This is a genomic window from Streptomyces sp. NPDC127092 (assembly GCF_042722475.1).
In the GTDB taxonomy this organism is placed as follows: Bacteria; Actinomycetota; Actinomycetes; order Streptomycetales; family Streptomycetaceae; genus Streptomyces.
On sequence record NZ_JBHXFE010000031.1, the window covers coordinates 1 to 20881 of the forward strand.

The 20881-nt window shown below is 72.4% G+C and carries 20 protein-coding genes and 1 pseudogene; 11 read left to right on the top strand and 10 right to left on the bottom strand.

The annotated features are described in order from the left end of the window. Window positions 1-2896, bottom strand: a 2896-nt coding sequence (scy, locus tag ACFWJO_RS24350) for a polarized growth protein Scy (protein ID WP_386868407.1), incomplete at its 3' end; no start/stop codon positions are given. A gap of 212 nt (window positions 2897-3108) precedes the next feature. Beyond that, entirely contained in the window at window positions 3109-3561 is a 453-nt protein-coding gene (mce, locus tag ACFWJO_RS24355) for a methylmalonyl-CoA epimerase (RefSeq protein WP_386868260.1), read from the bottom strand. Window positions 3562-3698: 137 nt separating this feature from the next. Here mce and ACFWJO_RS24360 point away from each other — a divergent pair, with 137 nt between their 5' ends. Next, the gene (locus ACFWJO_RS24360) at window positions 3699-4901 is read left to right on the top strand and encodes an acetyl-CoA C-acetyltransferase (protein WP_386868262.1); all 1203 of its coding nucleotides are present in this window, start codon (window positions 3699-3701) and stop codon (window positions 4899-4901) included. 33 nt (window positions 4902-4934) lie between these two features. Next, entirely contained in the window at window positions 4935-5891 is a 957-nt protein-coding gene (gene meaB / locus ACFWJO_RS24365; RefSeq protein ID WP_384413581.1) for a methylmalonyl Co-A mutase-associated GTPase MeaB, read from the top strand. A gap of 79 nt (window positions 5892-5970) precedes the next feature. Here the strand turns inward: meaB and ACFWJO_RS24370 are convergent, their stop codons facing one another. The 4 genes from ACFWJO_RS24370 to ACFWJO_RS24385 form a co-directional block, all read right to left on the bottom strand. Continuing rightward, window positions 5971-6447 carry a MarR family winged helix-turn-helix transcriptional regulator gene (locus tag ACFWJO_RS24370; protein ID WP_384413579.1) on the bottom strand — a complete coding sequence of 159 codons (477 nt, stop codon included), beginning with the start codon at window positions 6445-6447 and terminating at the stop codon, window positions 5971-5973. Window positions 6448-6528: 81 nt separating this feature from the next. Continuing rightward, complete coding sequence (locus ACFWJO_RS24375; protein WP_386868409.1) at window positions 6529-7326, bottom strand: AIM24 family protein; 798 nt, start codon at window positions 7324-7326, stop codon at window positions 6529-6531. Window positions 7327-7334: 8 nt separating this feature from the next. Continuing rightward, entirely contained in the window at window positions 7335-7985 is a 651-nt protein-coding gene (locus ACFWJO_RS24380) for an AIM24 family protein (protein ID WP_384413576.1), read from the bottom strand. Then, the gene (locus ACFWJO_RS24385) at window positions 7985-8623 is read right to left on the bottom strand and encodes an AIM24 family protein (protein WP_352076234.1); all 639 of its coding nucleotides are present in this window, start codon (window positions 8621-8623) and stop codon (window positions 7985-7987) included. The genes ACFWJO_RS24380 and ACFWJO_RS24385 overlap by 1 nt, the downstream gene beginning before the upstream one ends. 108 nt (window positions 8624-8731) lie before the next feature. Between ACFWJO_RS24385 and ACFWJO_RS24390 the strand changes: the two genes are divergently transcribed. Next, window positions 8732-9076: a DUF3817 domain-containing protein gene (locus tag ACFWJO_RS24390; protein ID WP_386868265.1), complete on the top strand. Its 345-nt coding sequence runs from the start codon at window positions 8732-8734 to the stop codon at window positions 9074-9076. After that, entirely contained in the window at window positions 9073-9366 is a 294-nt protein-coding gene (locus ACFWJO_RS24395; RefSeq protein WP_384413570.1) for an MTH1187 family thiamine-binding protein, read from the top strand. Before ACFWJO_RS24390 ends, ACFWJO_RS24395 begins: the two co-directional genes overlap by 4 nt. On the opposite strand, the gene ACFWJO_RS24400 is transcribed toward ACFWJO_RS24395, so the two are convergent. Further along, window positions 9311-9853 carry a MarR family winged helix-turn-helix transcriptional regulator gene (locus ACFWJO_RS24400; protein WP_386868267.1) on the bottom strand — a complete coding sequence of 181 codons (543 nt, stop codon included), beginning with the start codon at window positions 9851-9853 and terminating at the stop codon, window positions 9311-9313. The genes ACFWJO_RS24395 and ACFWJO_RS24400 overlap by 56 nt on opposite strands. A 50-nt stretch (window positions 9854-9903) precedes the next feature. On the opposite strand from ACFWJO_RS24400, the gene ACFWJO_RS24405 reads away from it, so the two are divergent. From ACFWJO_RS24405 to ACFWJO_RS24415, 3 genes are all read left to right on the top strand, one after another. Continuing rightward, complete coding sequence (locus tag ACFWJO_RS24405) at window positions 9904-10404, top strand: MarR family winged helix-turn-helix transcriptional regulator (RefSeq protein WP_386868269.1); 501 nt, start codon at window positions 9904-9906, stop codon at window positions 10402-10404. Window positions 10405-10512: 108 nt separating this feature from the next. Continuing rightward, a complete protein-coding gene (locus ACFWJO_RS24410) occupies window positions 10513-12393 on the top strand; it encodes a glycosyltransferase family 2 protein (protein WP_386868271.1) in 1881 nt (626 codons plus the stop codon). 3 nt (window positions 12394-12396) lie between these two features. Then, entirely contained in the window at window positions 12397-14358 is a 1962-nt protein-coding gene (locus ACFWJO_RS24415) for a galactose oxidase-like domain-containing protein (RefSeq protein WP_386868273.1), read from the top strand. A gap of 19 nt (window positions 14359-14377) precedes the next feature. Here the strand turns inward: ACFWJO_RS24415 and ACFWJO_RS24420 are convergent, their stop codons facing one another. Both ACFWJO_RS24420 and ACFWJO_RS24425 read right to left on the bottom strand, forming a co-directional pair. Then, a complete protein-coding gene (locus tag ACFWJO_RS24420; protein ID WP_386868275.1) occupies window positions 14378-15397 on the bottom strand; it encodes a glycoside hydrolase family 6 protein in 1020 nt (339 codons plus the stop codon). A gap of 109 nt (window positions 15398-15506) precedes the next feature. Continuing rightward, complete coding sequence (locus ACFWJO_RS24425) at window positions 15507-16505, bottom strand: DUF5937 family protein (protein ID WP_386868277.1); 999 nt, start codon at window positions 16503-16505, stop codon at window positions 15507-15509. Between the two features lie 87 nt (window positions 16506-16592). On the opposite strand from ACFWJO_RS24425, the gene ACFWJO_RS24430 reads away from it, so the two are divergent. The 4 genes from ACFWJO_RS24430 (at window position 16593) to ACFWJO_RS24445 (ending at window position 20612) form a co-directional block, all read left to right on the top strand. Next, window positions 16593-17933, top strand: a complete 1341-nt coding sequence (locus ACFWJO_RS24430; protein ID WP_386868279.1) for an MFS transporter — start codon at window positions 16593-16595, stop codon at window positions 17931-17933. Window positions 17934-17942: 9 nt separating this feature from the next. After that, entirely contained in the window at window positions 17943-18452 is a 510-nt protein-coding gene (locus ACFWJO_RS24435; protein WP_386868281.1) for a MarR family winged helix-turn-helix transcriptional regulator, read from the top strand. 43 nt (window positions 18453-18495) lie between these two features. Continuing rightward, a complete protein-coding gene (locus ACFWJO_RS24440; RefSeq protein WP_386868283.1) occupies window positions 18496-18828 on the top strand; it encodes a DUF3817 domain-containing protein in 333 nt (110 codons plus the stop codon). Window positions 18829-18911: 83 nt separating this feature from the next. Next, window positions 18912-20612, top strand: coding sequence for a methylmalonyl-CoA mutase (locus tag ACFWJO_RS24445; protein ID WP_386868285.1), 1701 nt, complete (start codon window positions 18912-18914; stop codon window positions 20610-20612). 164 nt (window positions 20613-20776) lie between these two features. Here the strand turns inward: ACFWJO_RS24445 and ACFWJO_RS24450 are convergent. Further along, a pseudogene (locus tag ACFWJO_RS24450) lies at window positions 20777-20881 on the bottom strand (TetR family transcriptional regulator); the annotation flags it as partial.

Here is a 20881-nt window from a genome sequence, read left to right on the forward strand (position 1 = left end):
CCTCCGCGCGCGCCTCGCCGACGAGCGTGTCCGCCTGCTCGGCGGCGTCCGCGCGGCGCTTGTCGGCGGCCTCGCGTGCCTCGTCGAGGACCCGCGCCGCCTCCTCGGCGATCCGCTCGGCCTCCGCCCTCGCGTCGCCGACGACCTTCTCGCCCTGCGCCGCCGCCTCCGAACGGATCCGGTTGGCGTCCTCGCGGGCGTCGGCGCGCGTGCGGGCCGCGTCCTGCTCGGCCGAGGCCAGTGCGTCCGTCGCCTCGGTGCGTACCCGCTGGGCGTACTCCGCGGTGTCCGACCGCAGCTTCTCCGCCTCGGCGAGGGCGTCCGTGACCGTCCGCTCGGCCAGCGCCTTCGCCGCGTCGGACTCCTCCTGGGCGCGCTCACGGATGCGGTTGGCGTCCTCGGTGGCCCGCTCCCGCTCCTCGTACGCGTCGGCGCGGACCCGGTCCGCCTCCTCCTGCGCCTCGGTCCTCGTGCGCTCGGCCGCGTGCTCGGCCGCGCTGCGCAGCCCGGCGATCTCCTCCTCGGCCGTCTCGCGCAGGCCCGAGACCGAGTCCCGCACCTCCTGCGCGGTGGTCTCGGCGGCCGACACCATCTCGGTCGCGCGGGCGTCCGCCTCCTCGACCAGACGGTGCGCCTCGGCCTGTGCCTCCTCGACCCGCTTGCGGGCGGAGGCGAGCAGCTCCTCGCTCTGCTCGCGGGCCAGTTCCCGCTCGCGGCCGGCCTCGGTACGGGCCGAGTCCAGCGTCTCCTCGGCCTCGCGGCGGCGCCGGTTGGCCTCCTCCTGGGCGGCGGCCAGCGCCTCCGCGGCCTCGGCGGCGACCCGCTCGGCGGCGGCGGCGGCCTCGGCGCGCAGCCGGTCCGCGGTCTCCTGGGCCTCCGACTTCAGCCGCTCGGCCTCGGCGTCGGCCTCCTCGCGCACGGCGGTGGCCGCGGCCTCCGCCTCGTAACGGGCGGTGGACGCGTCCGCCGCCGCCTCCGTGCGCAGCCGCTCGGCCTCCTGCTCGGCCTGCGCCTGGAGGGTACGGATCCGCTCGGCGGACTCGGTGCGCAGCCGCTCGGTCTCCTCCGCGGCCTCGCGCCGGATCCGCTCGCCCTCGGCGCGCGCGTCCGTCAGTTCCTCGCCGGCCGACGCCAGCTTGGCCTCGGCCTCGGCGTGCAGCCGGGCCAGCTCGTCGGCGGCCTCCGCCTGCCGGGCCGCGGCGGCCCGCTCGGCCTCCTCGCGCAGCGCCACGGCGGCGGCCTCCGCGGCCTCCTTGACCGACTCCGCCTGCTCCTCGGCCTCGGCGCGCATCCGCTCGGCCTCGGCCCGGGTGCGCTCCAGCGTCTCCTCGGCCTGGGTGCGCAGGGTCTGCGCCCGCTCCATGGCCTCGCCGCGGACCCGCTCGCTCTCGGCGCCCGCGCTCGTCCGCAGCTCGTCGGCGTCCTTGCGGGCCTTGGTGAGCAGCTCCTCGGCGGTCTTCGCCGCTTCCTCGATCTGCCCCACGGCCTCGCGCCGGGCCTCGCCGCGGATCCGCTCGCCCTCGGCGATGGCCTCGGCGCGCAGCTGCTCGGCCTCGCCGCGCAGCCGGCGCGCCTCCTCCTGCAGCTCGACCGTCTTGGCGCGGTACTCCTTGGTGTCGTCCTTCGCCGAGCCGAGCAGCTCGTCGGCCTGCTCCTCGGCCTGCGAACGCAGCCGGTCGGCCTCGGCCTCGGCCTCGCGGCGGATCCGCTCGGCCTCCTCGGCGGCCTTCCGGGTGGTCTCCTGGGCGTTCTCGGAGGCCTTGGTCAGGATCTCCTCGGCGCTGCGGGCGGCCTTGGCGAGCGCGGCGGCGGAGTCCTCGGCGGCGACCGTACGGGCCTTCTCGGCAGCCTCCGAGACCAGCTTCTCGGCCTCGGCGGTGGCCTCGCGGAGCTTCTCCTCGGCCTGCTCCTTGAGGGCCTCGGCCTCCTTGGTGGCCTCGCCGACGAGGCGCGCGATCTCCGTCTTGGCCGTACGGGTGCGCTGCTCGTTGACGGACTCGGCGGTCGCGAGCTGCTTGGCCGCGGCCTCCTTGGCCTCGGAGAGGGTGCGTTCGGCCTCCACCCGGGCCTCGCGCAGCCGGAGCTCGGCCTCCTGGACGCGCACCTCGGCGGTACGGGACAGCTCGGCGGCCTCACGGCGGGCCTGGTCGGTCTCGGCGGTGGCGGAGGAGCGCAGCCGCTCGGCGTGGCTGGTGGCCTCCTCGGCCTGGCTGGACGCGGCGGAGAGCAGGCGCTCGGCGTCCTTGCGGGCACGCAGCAGAATCGCTTCCGCCTCGGCCCGGGCCGCCTCCGCCTCGGAACCCACCCGGCGGCGGGTCTCCTCGGCGATCCGGGCGGCCTCGGCGCGGGCGGCGGCCAGCGACTGCTCGGCCTCGGCGCGGGACTCCTCCATCAGGCGCCGGGCCTGGGACTCGGTGCGGGCGCGCAGCTGTTCGGCCCACGCCACGTTCTCGTTGACGTGCGACTCGACGGTCTGCCGGCGCTCGTTCAGCTCCTGGTCGAGCTGCTGGCGCCGCTGCACGGCCTCGGCGTGCAGCTCGGCCTGCAGGCGGGCCTGCTGCTCGGCGTGCTCCTGGAGGATGCGCTGGGTCTGGGCGCGGGCCTCGCGCAGCTCGCGCTCGGCGTCCTGGCGCAGCTGCTCGGCCTGCATCTGCGCGTTGCGCAGCATCTGTTCGGCCTGGTAGCCGATGTCCGCGCTGTCGTACGCGGGCCGGGACGCGATGGTCCGGCGCGCCTCGTGGAGCTTGGCGCGCAACACCTCGACCTGGTACCCGAGGTCCTCGGCGTGCTGGACGGCCTTCTCTCGCTCCTTCTTCAGCCGGTCCATCTCGGCTTCGAACCGCGAAAGATGGTCGTCTTCAGCTCGGTGGCTCTCCTGGCGTTCGTAGCCCCGCACTGCGCGGTCCATCCTTCCCCGAGCTCTTCGAGCAGGGGAGACCCCAACCCTGCTCGCAACTCCAACGAGCACCGTTCACCGGACAGAACGGCCCCCCGGGGAATCGTGGCAGATCGGACGACCCCGACATCCCGACTTCGGTGCCGCACGTACTCGGCCCCGACCGGCCCCGGCCCGGAGTGGCCCACTCTACCGGGCCGGGAATCCGGAGGTCAGTGCTCCGCTGAGGAGTGGTCAGCCGAGGGCTTCGCCGAGGTGACGAGTTCCGTCAGGACGCCGTGGCAGTCCTTGGGGTGGAGGAAGGTGATGCGGGAGCCCATGGAGCCGATCCGCGGCTCGTCGTAGAGGACCCGGACGCCCTTGGAACGGATGGCCTCGGCGTCCCCGTCCACGTCCGCGGTGCCGAAGGCGATGTGGTGCACGCCCTCGCCGTTCTTCGCGAGCCACTTGCCCACGGCCGAGTCCTCGCGGGTGGGCTCCAGGAGCTGGAGGTAGGAGGCCCCGCCGTCGGAGGTCTCGTTGATCCTGAGCATCGCCTCGCGGACGCCCTGCTCCTCGTTGACCTCCTCGTGGAACACCTCGAAGCCGTACGTCGCCCGGTAGAACTCGACGGTCTCGTCGAGGTTCCGGCAGGCGATCCCGATGTGGTCGATACGCGTCAGCATGCGTCCAGTGCAGCGCCCCGGCGGTGGTTACGCAACGTGCGCGCGATCACACCGGCGGGCCGGTGACCGGGCGACGCACCGCTCAGTACATTGAAGGTAAACCCTCGTTCACTCCTCATCCCTAGGGGCCGTGCCTCATGTCTGGAACGACCGGTACCACCTCAGTGATCGTCGCGGGCGCCCGCACGCCCATGGGTCGCCTGCTCGGCTCGCTCAAGTCCTTCTCGGGCGCCGACCTGGGCGGCTTCGCCATCAAGGCCGCCCTCGACCGGGCCGGCATCGGCGGCGACCAGGTGCAGTACGTGATCATGGGCCAGGTGCTCCAGGCGGGCGCCGGACAGATCCCCGCCCGCCAGGCCGCCGTCAAGGCCGGCATCCCGATGCACGTCCCCGCCCTCACCATCAACAAGGTGTGTCTGTCGGGTCTGGACGCCATCGCGCTGGCCGACCAGCTGATCCGCGCCGGCGAGTTCGACGTGATCGTGGCCGGCGGCCAGGAGTCCATGACGAACGCCCCGCACCTGCTGCCGAAGTCCCGCGAGGGCTACAAGTACGGCGCCATCGAGATGCTCGACGCCATGGCGTACGACGGCCTCACCGACTCCTTCGAGGGCATCGCGATGGGCGAGTCCACCGAGAAGCACAACACCCGCCTGGGCATCCCGCGCGAGGTCCAGGACGAGATCGCCGCCCTGTCGCACCAGCGCGCCGCCGCCGCCCAGAAGAACGGCGTCTTCGAGGCCGAGATCACCCCGGTCGAGATCCCGCAGCGCAAGGGCGAGCCGGTCGTCTTCTCCCAGGACGAGGGCATCCGCGCCGAGACCACCGTCGAGTCCCTCGGCAAGCTGCGCCCGGCCTTCGCCAAGGACGGCACCATCACCGCCGGCACCTCCTCGCAGATCTCCGACGGCGCCGCCGCCGTGGTCGTGATGAGCAAGGCCAAGGCGGAGGAGCTCGGCCTGGAGTGGATCGCCGAGATCGGCGCCCACGGCAACGTGGCCGGCCCGGACAACTCGCTGCAGTCGCAGCCGTCCAACGCCATCCGCCACGCCCTCGGCAAGGAGGGCCTGGAGGTCTCCGACCTCGACCTCATCGAGATCAACGAGGCCTTCGCCGCGGTCGCCCACCAGTCGATGAAGGACCTCGGCGTCACCCCCGAAAAGGTGAACGTCAACGGCGGCGCCATCGCGCTCGGCCACCCCATCGGCATGTCCGGCGCCCGCGTGGTGCTGCACCTCGCCCTGGAGCTCAAGCGGCGCGGCGGCGGCGTCGGCGCGGCGGCCCTGTGCGGCGGCGGCGGCCAGGGCGACGCCCTGATCATCAGGGTCCCCGGCAAGTAAGCACCCGGCCCAACCAGCAAGGAGCAGCTGCACATGGTGGACGTCCCCGCTCTGGTCGACCAGGCACGGGAGGGCCGGCCGCGCGCCGTGGCCCGGCTGATCTCGCTCGTGGAGGGGGCGTCCCCGCAGCTGCGCGAGGTGATGGCGGCGCTCGCCCCGCTGACCGGCAACGCCTACGTGGTGGGCCTGACGGGTTCGCCCGGCGTCGGGAAGTCCACCTCGACCTCGGCGCTGGTCTCCGCGTACCGCCGGGCCGGCAAGCGGGTCGGCGTCCTGGCCGTCGACCCCTCCTCGCCGTTCAGCGGCGGCGCGCTCCTGGGCGACCGGGTGCGGATGTCGGAGCACGCCTCCGACCCGGGCGTCTACATCCGCTCCATGGCCACCCGCGGCCACCTCGGCGGTCTCGCCTGGTCCGCCCCGCAGGCCATCCGCGTCCTGGACGCGGCGGGGTGCGAGGTGATCCTCGTGGAGACCGTCGGCGTCGGCCAGTCCGAGGTGGAGATCGCCTCCCAGGCCGACACCTCGGTGGTGCTGCTCGCGCCGGGCATGGGCGACGGCATCCAGGCCGCGAAGGCGGGCATCCTGGAGATCGGCGACGTGTACGTGGTCAACAAGGCCGACCGGGACGGCGCCGACGCCACCGCCCGCGAGCTCAACCACATGCTGGGCCTCGGCGAGGCCCGCGCCCCCGGCGACTGGCGCCCGCCGATCGTGAAGACGGTCGCGGCGCGCGGCGAGGGCGTCGACGAGGTCGTGGAGGCCCTGGAGAAGCACCGCGCCTGGATGGAGGAGCACGGCGTCCTGGCGGAGCGCCGCCGGGCCCGCGCCGCCCGTGAGGTCGAGACGATCGCGGTCACGGCGCTGCGCGAGCGGATCGGCGACCTGCACGGCGACCGCCGGCTCGACGCGCTCGCGGAGCGCATCACGGCGGGAGAGCTCGACCCGTACGCGGCCTCCGACGAGCTGATCGCGAGCCTGACGGGCCACTGAGCCCTCCGGACGCGCAAGGGCCCGGCACCTGCTTCCAGGTGCCGGGCCCTTCCCGTACGTCCGCGTCGCGCCGCCGCCGTTACGGCTTGCCGCGGCGGCCGCGCAGCTCCTCGGCGATCGGCTTCAGCGACTCGTGGAGGTCGCCGAGCGCGTCCGGGCTGAGCTGGTCGATGAAGTGCTTGCGCACCGACTCGACGTGGTGCGGGGCGACCTTGTGCATGGTGGTCATGCCCTCGTCGGTCAGCACCGCGTACAGCCCGCGCCGGTCGGACTCGCAGTTCTCGCGGCGGACGAGCCCGGCGTTCTCCATCCTGGTGATCTGGTGGGAGAGCCGGCTCTTGGACTGCAGGGTGGCGGCCGCCAGGTCGCTCATCCGCAGACGCCGGTCGGCCGACTCCGAGAGGTTCACCAGGATCTCGTAGTCGTTGATCGTCAGGCCGAAGGGCTGGAGGTCCTTCTCCAGCTGGTACATCAGCATTCTGTTGACGTCCAGGTAGGTGCGCCAGGCGCACTGCTCGGCGTCGGTGAGCCAGGGGGTGGCCGTCTCGGTCTCCATGTGTGGATTCTACCTAAAGAAGTTGAATACTGGACGAGTTCTGGGAGTGTGTTCGACGCGTCACGCTCCGCAGACTACCGCTCACAAACCGAAGCGACGCTGCAGGTCGCCGAGCTGTCCGGGAAGGCGCGGTACCGAACCCAGCGGCCCCTGGCCGGATCCGTGCGCTCCCGCCCCTGCGTGACCGCCCGGCACACCAGGCTGCGCCCCCGGCTCGCCGATCGCCCGTTCGGGCATCAGCAGCTCCGTCGACTGGAGCAGTACGGTACCCGCTCCGACGAACTCGAACTGGTGCTCCTCGCCCGAGCTGCCGCCGATTCCCGTCAGGGCCCGCACGCCGCCCATCACGCCCGTCAGGTACCCGTGGTCGTAGTGGTGGCAGGGCGACGGGCAGTCGGCCCAGCCCACCAGCGCCTGCGGATCCACCCGCAGCGGCGGCTCCATGAAGACCACCGGACCGTTCGAGGCGGCGACGAACTTGCCGGTGCCGATCAGCGTGACGAAGCCCGGCACGATCGACTGCTTCAGCGCCAGCGACGGCTGGTACGCGAGCAGATTTCCCGAACGGATCGTCAGGTTGCCCTCGTCCAGGTCGTACGAGTTCACGTCGAAGGCCCGGTCGGCGAGCAGCATCTTGCCGCTGCCCTCCGCCACCACCCAGTCGCTCGCGTGCAACGGCGAGTGGAAGGACGTCCGCACCAGCCGGTCGAGCCGGCCGTGGCCGATGCCGTTGAACTCGATCTGCCCGTAGTAGGCGATCATCTTGCCCTTCTGCAGGAACCACTGGGAGCCCTTGAGCTCCACGCAGAAGGTGTACGGGTTGACGTTGTCGTCGCTCGGCAGGGAATGCGGGTCGAGCACCGTGGGGCCCCCGGCCATAAAGGTGTTCACAGCTTCTCCTCCGACGCCTGCACGTACACCGCACCGCTGCCGCTCAGCTCCAGCTGGAACGCCTCGCCCGAGCCGCGGCCCACCATGTCCCGCCAGCCCAGCGCGGTCGACAGCTTGTTGCGCACGTCCCCGTGGTGCGCCACGTACGCCTGCGGGTCGACGTGCACCGGCCGGCCCGGCGTGATCGGCAGCTCGATGACCCCGCCGTGCGCCATCACGGCCACCGAGCCGTGGCCCTTGAGCGTGGTGGTGAACAGGCCCTGGCCGGTCACCTGGCCGCGGACCATGCCCATGACGCCGCCCTGCGAGCCCATGAACATGGTGCCCTGCTCCAGGGTGCCGTCGAAGGCGAGCAGCCGGTCGGCCTCCACGTAGAGGGTGTCACCGGTCAGCGCGATCACCTGGATGTGGTGCCCGCCGTGCCCGAACATCACCGTGCCGCTGCCCTCGACGGTCATCAGCGGGGTCGCCTCACCGGCCACCCGGCGCCCGATCATCGACATCAGGCCGCCCTGGCCGCCGGCGATGTTCGGCGTGAAAGTGACGTCGCCGCGGTACGCCAGCATCGCGCCCCGCTGGCTGAACAGCCGCTGCCCCGGGATCACCGTGGCCTCGACCATCTTGGAGTTGATCTCCCGGAACGGCATCAGACGTCGCCTCCGATCGTGTTCCGCTCGCTGGGCTGGACGTACACGAGCCCGTCGCCCTCGAAGCGGATCTGGAAGGCCTCGCCGCCGCCCTCGCCCATGAAGGTGCGGAAGGTCACGCCCGACTGGAAGTGCTGCTGGAGGTTGCCCTGGTGGGCGATGTACGCGCCGGGGTCGACGGACAGCGGGTACTGCGGGGTCACCCGGAGCACGACCGCGGGGCCGTCGGACATGATCGCGGCCTGGCCGGTGCCCTCGACCGTCGTCGTGAACAGGCCGTTGCCGGTCGCGCCGCCGCGCAGTCCGGTGAAGGTCGTGCCGGTGCGCAGGCCGGCGTCGGTACAGAGCAGGTTGCTCGCCTCGACGTACAGCTTGTCGCCGTGGAGCTGGACGAGGTTGATCTCGGAGGCCCGGTCGGCGAACCAGCAGGTTCCCTGACCGCGGACCTCCATCACCTCCATCTGCTCACCGGTCAGCCTGCGGGTGACCATGCCGCGCAGGCCCTCACCGCCGCCGGACATCTTCTTGAAGGCCATCTGGCCGTCGTAGGCGACCATCGAGCCGTTCTTCGCCTTCACGGCGTCGCCGGTCATGGTCACGGCGAGCACTTTGCTGCCTTGGAGTCGGAACGTTGCCACGAAGGGAAGGTACTGGGCCCCCGGATAAAGAGACAGCAAAGTCGACGTGCACAATGGAACGGCCCTTGTGCATCCGTTCACAAGATCCGAACGAAGGTGACCCCTCCCGTGGACATCAAGACCGCTTCCTCCCTGCACCGGCTCCGGCTCGTCTCCGCGCCGGAGGCCGTGTCGTTCCTGCTGCTCCTGGTCTGCTCGGTGCTGAAGCGGACGACGGACTTCAACGCGGTGCCGGTGATGGGCGCGATCCACGGCATCCTCTTCATCCTGTACGTGCTCTTCTGGCTGGACGCCTGGAACCGCACCAAGTGGTCCTTCAAGACGGCGGCGGTCTACTTCGTCCTCTCCGTGCTGCCCCTCGGCGGCTTCTTCGCGGAGCGCAAGCTCAAGCGCGAGGCCGAGGCGGCGGTCATCGCCTCCCGCGCCCGCCGCGAAGGCGTGGTGAACGCGTGATCGTCGCCTTCTCCGTGACCCCGCTGGGCGTGGGCGAGGAAGTCGGCGAGTACGTCGCCGACGCGGTACGCGTCGTCCGGGAGTCGGGCCTGCCGAACCGTACGGACGCCATGTTCACCTCGATCGAGGGTGAGTGGGACGAGGTGATGGACGTCGTGAAGCGCGCCGTCGCCGCCGTGGAGGCGCGGGCGCCGCGCGTCTCCGTCGTCCTGAAGGCCGACATCCGGCCCGGTGTCACGGACGGGCTGACCGCCAAGGTCGACACCGTGGAGCGCCACCTGGCCGGCTGAGCCGGCCCGCGCTCGTTTCTGGGGGGACCCCCACCCCCCCCCGGGCGGTGCGGGGCTCTTCCGTGTCCAGGTGGGCGGCGACGCGCTGGAGGAGACCCACGAGCGTCCCGTACTCCTCGGGCGACAGGCTCTCCGTCACCCGGGCCCGCAGGGCGCCGACCTGTTCGGCGATCCGCCGGTGCGCCCCGCGGCCCTTCTCGGTCAGCGCCACGGTGCCGTCCTCGGCGCGGCTGGCCCAGCCGCGCCCGGCGAGGTCGTCGACGTACGGGCGTACGGTCGGCTCGCCGGCGGACAGGAACGGCGCGACGGCCGTGTCGAGCTCGGCGGGCGTGGCGGGTCCGTACGCGAGCGTGTGCAGGACCTGCCAGTGCCGGCGGGCGAGACCGTCGGCCGCGAACAGGCGGGCCATGGCCGCCTCGATCGCGCCGTCGATGTGCTTCAGCCAGTAGCCGAACGGGCGCTGCGTACGGACGTCTTCCCTGATCATGTGGCATCCCCCGATGCATGTAGTTTTACAACAGTTGTAAACTAGCATGCATGCCGGAGGAGCGCATGCAGGAAAAGGAGCAGCGGGAAGCCCTGGTCGCCGTCGAGCGGGCCATGGTCGCCATCCGCCGCAGTCAGACCCGCCGCTCGCTCGGCCGCCTCGCGCCGCCCGAGGGCGGCCGGGCGGTCGACCCCACGCTCTTCGGCGTCCTCGACGCCGTCGAGGGCCGGGGCGGGAGCTGCTCGGTCACCGACGTCGCCGCCGCGCTCGGCGTGGACCAGCCGCGGGCCAGCCGGCTCGTCCTGCGCGCCGTCGAGGAGGGCTGGGTCAGCCGCCGGCCCGACCCCTCCGACGCCCGGCGCGCGCTGCTCGCGCTCACCGCCGAGGGCCAGGAGCAGGTCGACCGCACCCACCGCTTCCGGCAGCGGGTCTTCGCCAGGGCGATGGCCGACTGGCCGGACGCCGACCGGCTCGCGTTCGCGCGGCTGCTGACCGCCTTCGTCGACGGCTTCGGGCGGGCGACCGACTCCGGTGACGGGCGGGAGGGCTGAGGCTCCGTAGGGCCGGACGGCGGAACCGGGCCGTCACCCGTTGCGCCCAGCGGTCCGCCTTTCGTGAAATACCCTCACTCGGACGCTTCCCAGTCGACACGCCGATGAATGTCCCCTTTCGTGGGGCTATCGACAGGTTCGACGACAGCTGGAGGCACCGTGCGGCCGCGAGGCTACGACTACGACACCTACAGCCGACTCGCCGGTCCCCTCACGGAACCGGACCGGGCGGGGGGCACCTACCGGGTGCAGTACCGGAGTCTGCTCTCGAAGGAACCGCACCGAATACGAGCCGTCGTCCTCATGGGGCTCGCGCCGCTGCTCTCGGCGCTGCTCCTGGTCTACCTCGTCTGGCCGAGCCACTGGACCGTCCGCGAGGGCGACGACGCCTGGCGGGTCCCGTACGACACCGTGATGCTCGTGTCGATCGGGCTCATCTGCTTCTTCATGCTGGTCAACGTCACCTCGATCGCCCACGCCACCCTCGTCGCCCGCGACCCCATACCCGTGCGCCCCGAGCCCGGCACCCGGGTCGCCTTCCTCACCACCTACGTGCCCGGCAAGGAACCGCTCTCCATGGTCCGGGCCACCCTCGAAGGCGCCGTACGGCTGCGCCACGACGGGCCGCTCGACGTGTGGCTGCTCGACGAGGGCGACGACCCCGGCGCCAAGGCGCTGTGCGAGCAGCTCGGCGTCCGGCACTTCACCCGCGCGGGCGTCCCCGAGTGGAACCGCAAGAAGGGTGTCCACAAGGCCCGCACCAAGCACGGCAACTACAACGCCTGGCTCGCCATGCACGGCGACGCCTACGACTTCTTCGCCTCCGTGGACACCGACCACGTGCCGCTGCCGAACTTCCTGGAGCGCATGCTCGGCTACTTCCGCGACCCCGATGTCGCCTTCGTCGTCGGCCCGCAGGTCTACGGCAACTACACCTCGGCCGTCACCAAGGCCGCCGAGTCGCAGCAGTTCCTCTTCCACGCGCTCATCCAGCGGGCCGGCAACCGCTACCGCGCCCCCATGTTCGTCGGCACCAACAACGTCGTCCGCATCACCGCCCTCCGGCAGATCGGCGGACTGTACGACTCCATCACCGAGGACATGGCCACCGGCTTCGAGCTGCACCGGCGGAAGAACCCGCGCACCGGCCGCTTCTGGCGCTCCGTCTACACCCCCGACGTCCTCGCGGTGGGCGAGGGCCCCGCCTCCTGGACGGACTTCTTCACCCAGCAGCTGCGCTGGTCGCGCGGCACCTACGAGACGCTGCTCAAGCAGTACTGGAAGGCGCCCTTCCGCACCCCGCCCGGGCGGCTCCTCAACTACACGCTGATGCTCGTCTACTACCCGATGACGGCCGTCAACTGGTTCCTCGGCATCCTCTCCTGCGTCCTCTTCCTGTGGCTCGGCGCCTCCGGCACCCAGGTCTCCTCCTCGGTCTGGCTGATGATCTACAGCGACGCCGTCGCCCTCCAGATCGGCCTCTACCTCTGGAACCGCCGCCACAACGTCTCGCCCCACGAACCCGAGGGCTCCGGCGGACTCGCCGGCATGGCGATGTCCGCGCTGTCCGCGCCGATCTACCTCAAGTCCCTCGGCTCCGCGCTCCTGCGCACCCGCGGCCGCTTCGTCGTCACCCCCAAGGGCGGCGAGTCCAGCCCCGACCGGCTCCTCACCTTCCGCATCCACCTCTACTGGGCGGCGGTCCTCGTCGCCTCCCTCGTCGCCTCCGTCCGCCTCGGCCACACCCACGCCGCCATGCGCACCTGGGCGGTGCTCGCCCTGGTCATCGCGCTCGCCCCGGTCGCCGTGTGGGCCCTCGGCGAGCTGCGCGACCGGCGCCGGCTGCGGATCCGCGCCGCCGCCCGGGCCCGGGCCCGCGCCCGCGGCCGGGCCCACGCCGCCGCCGGCGTCACCGTCGTCGCCACCCCCGCCACGACCGGGCCGACGCCCACCACGGCGACCGCGCCCACGACGACCGGAGGGAACTGAGCCATGGCCTACCGGCCGTCCCAGCAGTTCAAGAAGACCCTGCTCGGCAGCGGCGCCGTGCTCGTGCTCGCGGCCCTCAACGCCCCGGCCGCCGTCTCCTTCGCCACCGAGAAGTACCACGCGTACAAGATCGCCCAGCCCGGGTACATGCGGAAGTACGGCTCCTGGGGCGTGGTCGACGTGCCCGAGCAGTACCGCGTCAACGCCATCCACGCCGCCCTGCTGCACACCGGCAAGGTGCTGCTCATCGCCGGATCCGGCAACGACCAGAAGAAGTTCGACTCCGGCACCTTCGAGACGATCCTCTGGGACCCGGTGAAGAACACCTTCAAGTCGGTTCCGACACCGGAGGACTTCTTCTGCTCCGGCCACACCCAGCTGCCCGACGGCCGCCTCCTCGTGGCCGGCGGCACCGCCCGCTACGAGGTCCTCGACGGCGAGGTCAGGAAGGCCGGCGGCGGCATGCGGGTCAAGAACGAGAGCCCCGACAAGGCGGTCACCCTCAGGAAGGGCACCGTCTTCCGCTCGCCGTCCGGCGTCGAGTACGTGTCGAAGTTCGACGTCACCGTGCCCAAGGCCAAGCGCGAGTTCGAGATCTCGTACTTCAAGAGCGGCCAGATGAAGCCGTGGAAGACGAAGGTCACCGCCGCCGAGGCCCGGGTCTTCGTCGAGGCGAGGAAGGAGGGCCCGCAGGCGCTCACCACCGAGGCCGCGCAGTACGAGGTCGTCGGCCTCAAGGGCGAGGACGCCGACAACGTCTACGGGCTCGCGCAGAAACTCACCACCGAGAAGCAGGACTTCCAGGGCATCAAGGCCGCGTACGAGTTCGACCCGAAGGCCGAGCGCTACATCCCGGTCGCGCCCATGAAGGACGCCCGCTGGTACCCGACGCTCGTCACCCTCGACGACGGCAGGGTGCTCGCCGTGTCCGGGCTCAACGACGTCGGCGACGTCGTGCCCGGCGACAACGAGATCTACGACCCGAAGACCAAGAAGTGGTCCAAGGGCCCGTTCCGCTACTTCCCCACCTACCCGGCGCTCTTCCTCACCAAGGGCGGCAAGCTCCTCTACACCGGCTCCAACGCCGGCTACGGCCCGGCCGAGAAGGGCCGCGAGCCCGGCCTGTGGGACCTGAAGAAGAACTCCTTCACCCGGCTGGGCGGACTCACCGACCCCGACCAGCTGGAGACCTCCGCCTCCCTGATGCTGCCGCCCGTGCAGGACCAGAAGGTCATGGTCCTCGGCGGCGGAGGGGTCGGCGAGTCGCCCGCCTCCACCGCCCGCACCTCGATCATCGACCTGTCCAAGGACAGCCCCGTCTTCAGCGACGGGCCGGCGCTGCCGCAGGGCACCCGCTACCTCAGCAGCGTGCTCATGCCCGACGACACCGTCTTCACCAGCGGCGGCTCGGGCGACTACCGCGGCCGCGGCGGCAGCGACATCCTCAAGGCCCAGTTCTACGACCCGAGGTCCAACACCTTCAACGAGGCCGCCGCGCCCACCGTCGGCCGCAACTACCACTCCGAGGCGCTGCTGCTGCCCGACGGACGGGTCGCCACCTTCGGCTCCGACCCGCTCTTCGACGACGCCGACAACACCAAGCTCGGCACCTTCGAACAGCGCATCGAGGTCTTCACCCCGCCCAGCCTGCACCGCGGCGGCGCCAACCGGCCGGTGCTCGGCGAGGGCCCGCGGGAACTCGACCAGAACGGCCGCGCCACCTTCAAGACCAAGGACGCGGCCCGGATCGCCAAGGCCCGGCTGATGCGGCCCAGCGCCGTCACGCACACCACCGACGTCGAACAGCGCTCGGTCGAGCTGGGCCTGCGGAAGGGCGCGGACGGGACGACCGTCACCGTGGAGGCGCCCAAGGAGAAGACGCTGGTGCCGCCCGGCTGGTACATGCTGTTCGTGACCGACCAGGACGGCATCCCGTCCGAGGCGAAGTGGATCCAGGTGTCGTGAGGCGCGCGACCGGCCCGGGTCAGGACCTGGCCCGCCGGGCCAGGCCCAGGGCGTAGTCGGGCCACCAGGTGCCGGCGGCCGGGCCGCCCCGGCAGGGGCCGTCCGAGTCGCCGGGCCGCTTGATCCACAGATAGGCGTCGACCAGCTCGTCCCCGGTCCGGTCGGTCGGCGGCACGCCGAGCGCCCGGCCCGGCGGATTGCACCAGGCCTCCTCCCGGTCGCCCGGGAGGGGGCCGTCGCCGTTGCGGCTGGTGTCCACGGTGAAGTGGGCGCCGTCCAGCAGCCGGGACAGACCGGCGCCGAAGCCGCGGACGACGTCGTTGGTCTGGAAGTTGGAGACGTTCAGCGCGAAGCCGTCGGCGCGGGCGACGCCCGCCCGGCGCAGCGGCTCCACCAGCTTGTTCGGGTCGTCGATCCAGGCCGGGTTGCCCGCGTCGAGATAGACCCGGGTGCGCGGCTGCCGCTTGAACCGCTGCACCGCCTCGGAGAGCAGCCGGAGCCGCTCCTCGTGGTACTCGCCCGGGGTGCAGCCGTCCACGACGTGCGGCACCGCGTCCGGCTCCAGGACCACGACCGCGGGCGCGTCGCCGATGGCGGAGGCGAAGGAGTCCACCCACTGGCGGTAGGCCTGGGCGTCGTGCGCGCCGCCCGCCGAGTACATGCCGCAGTCGCGGTGCGGGATGTTGTACGCGACGAGGACGACCGTGCGCCCGTCCCGCGCCGCGCCGTCGACCGCCCGGGTCACGTCCGGCACGGGGTTGTCGCCGGCCGGCCATTCGGCCACCGGCCGCTCCGAGATCCGCCGCAGGACCCTGGCGTCTTCCGTGCGGCCCTGGGCCTCGTACTCCTTCACCTGCCGGGCCGCGTCGCTCTCCGGGTCCACCCAGAACGGCGAGCCGCCGGTGGGCGGCGCGGCCTCGCCGCGCCCCGAGGGCGGCCCGACGGGGGAGGGCGGCCCGTCGCCGTCCGTGCCGCACCCCGTGAGCAGCAGCGCGGCGGCGAGGGCGGCGGTGGCGAGGGAACGACGGCGACGGGACATCCGGCCCCCAGGGTCGGCTACGGGCTACGGGTTACGGGCTGCGTACGGGTACGGCCTGCGGCGCCGAGTCACGCGATACGGCACAGGCCGGGCCATCGTGACATAACGGTCAGTCGTCGTCCTGCTGCGACACCGCCAGCGCGATGCCCAGCGGCGTCCGCTCGTACAGCACCTGGTGCCCGTAACGCCGGGAGGTCAGCAGCCCGGCCGCCCGCAGCACCGACAGATGCGCCGACACCGACGACGGCGCGAGCCCGAGCCGGTGCGCGAGCGCCGAGGTGCCCGCCGGCTCGTCCAGCGCGCACAGCACGTCCGCCCGCGCCCGGCCGAGCAGCCGGGCCAGCGCGTCCGGCGTCCGCTCACGGGGCTCCGTCCACAGCCCGCCGATGCCCCGCGCCGGATAGGCGACGGTCGGCTGCCAGGGAGGATCGAAACCGCTCACCACCTCCGGCCAGATGAACACCGACGGCAGCAGGACGAGCCCCTGGCCGTCCAGCGCGCGGACGTGCTCGCCGCGGTAGTCCACGACGAGCGTGCCCGTCTCCTCCGACCAGCCGAAGGCCGGGTGCAGCTCGTCGAGCAGCCGCTCCAGACCGCCCTCGGCCAGCCGCCGCGAGTGATAGGCGACGTCCGCCTCCAGGAGCGCCCGCAGCCGCGGCCACTCCGGCTCGACCAGCACCGCCCAGGCCCGCTCCAGAAGGTCCGCGAGCCGCGCGAGCGAGGCCGCCGGATCCGCCAGGATCCGCCGGCCCTCCGCGCTCCCGGCCGCCCCCGGCGTGTCCGCCAGCGCCCGCGCGAAGTCCGCGGCGGCGACGGCCGGGTCCGTCGCCCGTACGGCCGCGATCTCCTCGGCGAAGTCGCCGGAGGGCCGCAGCGGCGGGGGATACAGACAGTCCGGGCTGTGCCCGCGCAACGGCATCAGGAGCTGCAGCGGCGCGAGGTCGAGCCCCCGCGCCGCCTTGGCGATCCGCCGCAACCACGGCAGGTGGTACTTCTGCTGCCCCGGCCGCGCGAGCACCCGCACCGCCGACTGCGTCTCCCACAGGGGCGAGATCGCGAACCGGATGCGCAGCGGATCGGCCTCACCGAAGTGCAGGTGGTACGGCACGGGGCCTCCGGAGGCGGGCGGACGGCCAGGATTCGGCCTGAGCCGAAAGTCTAGGGCGCGACCGCGGCCCGCCCGCACCCTGCGTCCATGCCCACGAACGACACCCGGCCGCCCGAGACGGCGCCCCTGCCCGGCCCCGCCCCCGAACCGCCCGGCCCCGCCCCCGAACCGCCCGGCCCAGCCGCCGAACCGCCCAGGCTCGCCCCCGAACCGCCCGCCATCGGCTACCGCGCCGTCTTCGCCGTCCGCGAGTTCCGCTTCGTGTTCGCCGCCCACCTCTGCTCGCTGCTCGGCGTCGTCGTCAGCGAACTCGCCCTCACCGTCCTCGTCTACCACCTCACCCGCTCGCCGCTGCTCTCCTCGCTCACCTTCGCGCTCGGCTTCCTGCCCTACCTCTTCGGCGGCACCGTGCTCGCCGGGCTCGCCGACCGGGTCCCGCCACGGCGGGTGCTCGTCGCCTGCGACCTGCTCTGCGCCGGCTGCGTCGCCCTCATGGCCGTGCCCCTCACACCCGTCGCCGCGCTGCTCGCGCTCCGGTGCGCCGTCGCCGTCGTCGCACCCGTCTTCCAGGGCACGCGGACCGCGACCCTCGCCGACGTCCTCGGCGAGGGCGACCTCTTCGTCCTCGGCCGGTCGCTGCTGCGGATCGTCTCGCAGAGCGCGCTGCTCACCGGCTTCGCCGTCGGCGGCGTCCTGCTCACCGTCGTGCCGCCGCGCGGCGCGCTGCTCGTCACCGCCGCCACCTTCCTGCTCTCCGCGCTGCTCCTCCGCCTCGGCACCGCCCGCCGGCCCGCCCGCGCCGCCGAAGGCGGGCGTGAGGGGTTCCGCGCCACCTGGGGCCTGCTGCGCGACCGGCGGATCCGCGCGCTCCTGCTGATGTTCTGGGTGCCGCCGATGTTCGCCGTCGTCCCCGAGGCGCTCGCCGCGCCCTACGCCGACGAGACCGGCCTCTCCACCGCCGCCCTCGGCCTGCTCATGTGCGCGCTGCCCGTCGGCACGATCGCGGGCGAGCTGCTCGCCGGGTCCGTCCTGGGCCCCGCCGTCCGCTCCCGGATCGTGATCCCGCTCGCCGTCACCGGCACGCTGCCCTTCCTCCTCTACGCGCTCGCGCCCGGCGCCGCCCTCGCCGCCGCCGCGCTCTTCCTGGCCGGCGCCACCGCCGCGTACACCCTCGGCCTCGACGCCTGGTTCGTCGCCGCCGTCCCCGGTGACCGGCGGGGCCGGGCGATGACGCTGATGTCCGCCGGCATGATGACCGCGCAGGGCGTCGGGATGGCCGCGGCCGGACTCGCCGCCGAGTTCGCCGCCGTGCACACCGTCGTCGCCGGCGCCGGGATCCTCGGCACGCTCGGCGCGGTCCTGCTGGTCCTGGAGGTCCGGGCGACCGAAAGGCGAGACGCGGCTGACCGCCATATGACCAGTGGGTAAGGTCGAGGCGTGCCGAAGCCGCTGAGTCTCCCCTTCGACCCCATCGCCCGCGCCGACGAGCTCTGGCAGAAGCGCTGGGGCCCGGTCCCCTCCATGGCCGCGATCACCTCGATCATGCGGGCCCACCAGATCCTGCTGGCCGAGGTCGACGCCGTGGTCAAGCCGTACGGGCTGACCTTCGCCCGCTACGAGGCACTGGTGCTGCTCACCTTCTCCAAGGCCGGCGAGCTGCCGATGTCCAAGATCGGCGAGCGGCTCATGGTGCACCCCACCTCGGTGACCAACACCGTCGACCGCCTGGTGAAGTCGGGTCTGGTCGACAAGCGGCCCAACCCGAACGACGGTCGCGGGACGCTCGCCTCGATCACCGAGAAGGGGCGTGAGGTCGTCGAGGCGGCCACCCGCGACCTGATGGAGATGGACTTCGGGCTCGGCGCCTACGACGCCGAGGAATGCGCCGAGATCTTCGCGATGCTCCGGCCGCTGCGGGTCGCGGCGCACGACTTCGAGGAGTCCTGACCCGCGCGAAGATCGCCCGGAACGTGCGGTTACGCTCGACGGCATGAAATCCAGCGTGCTGACCCGCTACCGCGTCATGGCGTACGTGACCGCCGTCATGCTGCTCGTGCTCTGCACGTGCATGGTCTTCAAGTACGGCTTCGACACCGGCGAGGACGTGACGTTCGCGGTCTCCCAGGCTCACGGGGTCCTCTACATCATCTACCTGATCTTCGCCTTCGACCTGGGCTCCAAGGCGAAGTGGCCGTTCGGGCGGCTCCTGTGGGTGCTGCTGTCCGGGACGATTCCCTTCGCCGCCTTCTTCGTCGAGCGCAAGGTCGTCCGCGACACGCTTCCGCTGGTCAGCGGCGCGCAGCCGGCTCCCGCCGAGGCCTGAGCCGAGGCTCACGACGCACCTCCGCACGCATGTGCGGAGGTTTGCCATCGACATTTACTAGGACGTCCTAGTAAATTCGAAGCATGGACGCTGACGCCATCGAGGAAGGCCGCCGTCGCTGGCAGGCCCGTTACGACAAGGCCCGCAAGCGCGACGCCGACTTCACCACGCTCTCCGGGGACCAGGTCGAACCGGTCTACGGGCCCCGGCCGGGCGACACCTACGAGGGGTTCGAGCGCATCGGCTGGCCCGGTGAGTACCCCTTCACCCGTGGCCTGCACCCGACCGGCTACCGCGGCCGGACCTGGACCATCCGCCAGTTCGCCGGCTTCGGCAACGCCGAGCAGACCAACGAGCGCTACAAGATGATCCTCGCCGCCGGCGGCGGCGGGCTCTCGGTCGCCTTCGACATGCCCACCCTCATGGGCCGCGACTCCGACGACCCGCGCTCCCTCGGCGAGGTCGGCCACTGCGGCGTCGCCATCGACTCCGCCGCCGACATGGAGGTCCTGTTCAAGGACATCCCGCTCGGCGACGTCACGACCTCCATGACCATCTCCGGGCCCGCCGTGCCCGTCTTCTGCATGTACCTGGTCGCGGCCGAGCGCCAGGGCGTCGACCCGGCCGTGCTCAACGGCACGCTCCAGACCGACATCTTCAAGGAGTACATCGCGCAGAAGGAGTGGCTCTTCCCGCCCGAGCCGCACCTGCGTCTGATCGGCGACCTGATGGAGCACTGCGCGGCCGGCATCCCCGCGTACAAGCCGCTCTCCGTCTCCGGCTACCACATCCGCGAGGCCGGGGCGACGGCCGCGCAGGAACTCGCCTACACCCTCGCCGACGGCTTCGGCTACGTCGAACTCGGCCTCTCCCGCGGCCTCGACGTGGACGTCTTCGCGCCCGGCCTCTCCTTCTTCTTCGACGCGCACCTCGACTTCTTCGAGGAGATCGCCAAGTTCCGCGCCGCCCGCCGGATCTGGGCCCGCTGGATGAAGGAGGTCTACGGCGCGAAGACCGACAAGGCGCAGTGGCTCCGCTTCCACACCCAGACCGCCGGTGTCTCGCTCACCGCCCAGCAGCCGTACAACAACGTCGTGCGCACCGCGGTCGAGGCCCTCGCGGCCGTGCTCGGCGGCACCAACTCCCTGCACACCAACGCCCTCGACGAGACCCTCGCGCTCCCCAGCGAGCAGGCCGCCGAGATCGCCCTGCGCACGCAGCAGGTGCTGATGGAGGAGACCGGTGTGGCCAACGTGGCCGACCCGCTGGGCGGTTCCTGGTACATCGAGCAGCTGACCGACCGGATCGAGGCGGACGCCGAGAAGATCTTCGACCAGATCAAGGAGCGCGGGCTGCGGGCGCACCCCGACGGCAAGCACCCGATCGGGCCGATCACCTCGGGCATCCTCCGCGGCATCGAGGACGGCTGGTTCACCGGCGAGATCGCCGAGTCCGCCTTCCGCTACCAGCAGGCGCTGGAGAAGGGCGAGAAGCGGGTCGTCGGCGTCAACGTGCACCACGGCTCGGTCACCGGCGACCTGGAGATCCTGCGGGTCAGCCACGAGGTCGAGTGGGAGCAGGTCCGGGTGCTCGGCGAGCGCAAGGGCCGCCGCGACGAGGCGAAGGTCCGCGCGTCCCTGGACGCGATGCTGGCCGCGGCCCGGGACGGCTCCAACATGATCCCGCCGATGCTCGACGCCGTACGGGCGGAGGCCACCCTCGGCGAGATCTGCGACGTGCTCCGCGACGAGTGGGGCGTGTACGTCGAGCCGGCCGGCTTCTAGCCGTACGGAACCCCCCGTGCGCGACCGGCCGCGCGCGACGGCCGCGCGCATCCGGCCAAGACGCCCCCCTACGACCTGCCGGTCGTGCGGGGGCGTCGTCGTCGGTGGCCGCGGCCGCGTGACCGCGGCCGCCCGTCCACGGCTACGTGTCCACCGCTCGCCGGCTACAGTTCCGCCGCCGCCGTCAGGCCGCCGAGCAGCAGGGCCGTGAGCCGCCGCACCCACGCCTCGTCCACCGGCTCGGCGCTCACCAGGGCGCGGTGGACCAC